This window comes from Ralstonia sp. ASV6, assembly GCF_016429285.1.
GTDB lineage: Bacteria > Pseudomonadota > Gammaproteobacteria > Burkholderiales > Burkholderiaceae > Ralstonia > Ralstonia flaminis.
The window spans coordinates 1-3,287 of sequence record NZ_JAELUI010000274.1; the positions used below are offsets into that span (position 1 = coordinate 1).

A 3,287-nucleotide genomic window follows, 5' to 3' on the forward strand; every position below is an offset into this window, starting at 1 on the left:
GCGTATTCCCCACAAAGAAAGAGGTTGCCAGCCGCGCCTGAAGGATCGGCGACATGATCCGGTACTTCCTCGCGCGAGGCGACCGGGCCGGTAGCGCAACAATCGTGGAGGGACTGCCGAGCATCACCTGCTCCAACCCGCCACCCAGCGTGCAAATCGCCACGCTGTACATGAAAACGTACTGCACGGCGTGCAAGCGAGAAGGGTTCATTGCGCCGAAGGGGCCGCGCCATGCCGGCACCGGGCCCAACGGCAAGCCGTGGGCATTGAGTGGGGATATCAACGTTTGTGGGTGTAATCCGCCGCCAGTCTTTTATGCCGTGCGTGCGATGAAGATGAGTTTCACGAGCGAGGAGGTTGCACGAACGAGCTTGCCGATTGCGCCCGCCTATGTGCCGCAGCGCGAATATACCCACGAAGAGCACGCACACGAGAAGGTCAGTGAGGAAGAACCAAGCACGTTGGAGGATCATCCAGATTTGATTTGTCCAAACATGACGAACGAGGAGTTCGCTCAGAAGGTCATGAAGCGACGAGACAAAGCTGTTTCGCTTGTCGATAAGCGCATAGCAGAACTAACACGATGGTCTTCCACTGCGCAGGCCCGCGTCGCCCAGTGGTTCGGGAATAGTGACAGTGCAACGAGGGACTATCTAGCAGCCGGGCTTTCCCGTATACGCCACGTACTGGCCGGACTGACTCCGGGCAATTTTGTCCGCTACTCGGAAGCAGCCATGGCAAACGTCGGCTGCGTATCAGACTCAAAGAAAAAACTCGGGGTGGTTGCAGAAGTATGTGCACCAGATACGGCAACACACACCATCGCCATTCATCTGGATTTCTGCGAATTGCGAGACTTCGCTTACAACGTGGACTCACAAGTCTCTACATTGATCCATGAGGTATCGCACTTCCACGACACCATGAGCACCGGAGACCCGGTCTACTTCATGAGAGAAGCTCTAAAGGCCGCAAGAACCAATCCGGAGATTACGTTCCGTAACGCCGATAGCATCACAGGCTATGTCATCTATGAAGATTAGGCGGACGCTAGCAGCGTTGCTGCTCCTGGGTAACCACCCTGCATATGCTTGCATGCCAGGTCAGAATTTCGATGTGTACTTTCCCCCTGACTCCGCCGCAGTATCCACGTCAGAAGTACTCCGCATGGCGAATTGGATGGTAGATCAGCGCATCAAATATCCCAGGCAAGAGCTATTTCAAATCAATGGATGGGCCGAGGAACGCGAGCACAACGCGCGTTCATTGGCGAAAGCACGCTTGCAGGCAGTCGTATCCATCCTGAAAACTCAGCACTTCAATCAGGTGCCGATGGACGAGCACTATGGCGTCTATCGCTCAGGCGATGTGGAAAACGGGCGACGTGTCGAAATCTCCATTTTGCCGGCGTGCCCTAACCCATGCTGCCCTGGAGTTAAGTCGATCAACGCGCCGTAGCACAGGCCTTCAATGTACCGCCCGGCCAACGCCGGGCACGCCCATTCTCTGAAGATTCAGGCCATGCCACCAATTCTCAACAAGTTACTGGCGCTTTCGATCGCCTTCTGCGCAACAACAGCACTTGCCTGTAGCCCGGTGCAGCAGTTCAACATCACGTTTCCACGTAACTCTGCAGTGCTAGATGCCAGCGTTGTATTCCAACTCAGCGATCAGTTGGCCGATCTGAAAGCCCATTTTCCGAACTACAGCAATTTCTCGATCATGGGGCTTGCAGATTCAAAGCAACCCGCAGACATGACGTTAGCCACTCAGCGCATGAAAACCGTCCATCAGTTTTTGATGCAACAAGGCTTTCTGCCTGAGCGGGTGTACGTCGGGCCGGCCGTTGTGGCGGCAGACTCGGTGGGCCATATCGTTCCCGGAAGAGTTGAGATCGAATTCGTTCCGGCCTGCCCGCACTACTGCTGCAACCTACCCACCCACAAGGTCAAAGACCTAGGCCTCCCCATGCCTTGAGATAGGCAATAAAAAACGGGGGCAACGCCCCCGTCCATCAAGCCGCATCCGGCTGCGCCATGGGCGCCGCCCGCTGAAACGCTTCCTGCGCCATGCAGTGCTCAAAGATGCGCGCCAGCGTCGGATACTCCTCCACCGCCACATCAAAGCGCTTGCCGTTGAACACCTGCGGCACGAGGCACACGTCGGCCAGCGTTGGCGTGTCGCCCACGCAGTAGGCGCCCGTGAGCGGCGACGCCGACAGGCGCGTTTCCAGCGCCGCAAACCCCAGCTTCACCCAGTGGCGATACCAGTCGTTGCGCGCTTCCTCTTCCACGTCGAACGTGTTCTTCAGGTACTTGAGCACGCGCGGGTTGTTGAGCGGATGGATCTCGCACGCAATCGCCAGCGCAATCGCACGGATGTGCGCGCGGTTGCTGGGCGAGCCCGGCAACAGCGAGGGCTCGGGATGCGTCTCTTCCAGATACTCGACAATCGCCAAGGACTGGTTCAGCACGTCGGTGCCGTCGCACAGCACGGGCACCAGTGCATCTGGGTTCAGCTTCACGAAGTCGGGCGCCATCTGCTCGCCCTTAAGCAGGTGCACCGGCGCGTAGTCATACGGCAGGCCCTTCACCTCCAGGGCAATGCGCACACGAAACGACGCCGAACTGCGGAAGTAGTTGTACAGCTTGATCGACATGGTTCTGCCTCAGATGACCTTGACGTGCAGCTCGCCCACGCCGTCGATCTTGCCGACCATCAGGTCGCCCACCGAGATCGGGCCGACACCTTCCGGCGTGCCGGTATAGATCAAATCGCCGGGCTGAAGCTCGAACAGCCTGGACAGATACGCAATGGTTTCCGGCACCGACCAGATCAGGTCGGACAAATCCCCGCGCTGGTGTTCACGGCCATTGACCGACAGCGTGACGGCGCCCTTATCCGGGTGGGCGACATCCTTGGCAGGCACGATCGGGCCGATGGGTGCGGAGCCATCGAACGCCTTGCCGGTTTCCCACGGACGGCCACCCTTCTTGGCAGCGTTCTGCAGGTCGCGGCGCGTCATATCCAGGCCGATGGCGTAGCCGTAGATGTGATTGGCCGCAGTTTCCACGGCAATGTCGCGACCGCCCGTACCGAGGGCAACCACGAGTTCGATCTCGTAGTGGCAATCGCGGGTCTCGGTGGGGTAGACGAACTGGCCGGTCTCGCCATCAGGGATGTAGCGCACGGCATCCGCCGGCTTGCAGAAGAAGAACGGCGGCTCACGGTCGGGGTCGGAACCCATCTCGCGAGCGTGGGCGGCGTAGTTGCGGCCGACGCAGTAC

5 protein-coding genes are annotated in these 3,287 nt (G+C 58.9%); 3 read left to right on the forward strand and 2 right to left on the reverse strand.

Translation table 11 applies throughout. From position 1 onward, the window contains the following. Positions 1–53: 53 nt before the first annotated feature. From JHD73_RS27250 to JHD73_RS27260, 3 genes are all read left to right on the forward strand, one after another. Positions 54–1,043: a M35 family metallo-endopeptidase gene (locus JHD73_RS27250; RefSeq protein ID WP_233177184.1), complete on the forward strand. Its 990-nt coding sequence runs from the start codon at positions 54–56 to the stop codon at positions 1,041–1,043. A gap of 136 nt (positions 1,044–1,179) precedes the next feature. Then, positions 1,180–1,458 carry a hypothetical protein gene (locus JHD73_RS27255; RefSeq protein ID WP_199033254.1) on the forward strand — a complete coding sequence of 93 codons (279 nt, stop codon included), beginning with the start codon at positions 1,180–1,182 and terminating at the stop codon, positions 1,456–1,458. Positions 1,459–1,470: 12 nt separating this feature from the next. Then, a complete protein-coding gene (locus tag JHD73_RS27260) occupies positions 1,471–1,977 on the forward strand; it encodes a hypothetical protein (protein ID WP_199033255.1) in 507 nt (168 codons plus the stop codon). Between the two features lie 37 nt (positions 1,978–2,014). On the opposite strand, the gene maiA is transcribed toward JHD73_RS27260, so the two are convergent. Both maiA and JHD73_RS27270 read right to left on the reverse strand, forming a co-directional pair. Then, positions 2,015–2,659 carry a maleylacetoacetate isomerase gene (maiA, locus tag JHD73_RS27265; RefSeq protein WP_199033256.1) on the reverse strand — a complete coding sequence of 215 codons (645 nt, stop codon included), beginning with the start codon at positions 2,657–2,659 and terminating at the stop codon, positions 2,015–2,017. A gap of 9 nt (positions 2,660–2,668) precedes the next feature. Next, positions 2,669–3,287: fumarylacetoacetate hydrolase family protein (locus tag JHD73_RS27270; protein ID WP_199033257.1), on the reverse strand; the 619-nt coding region annotated here is incomplete at its 5' end.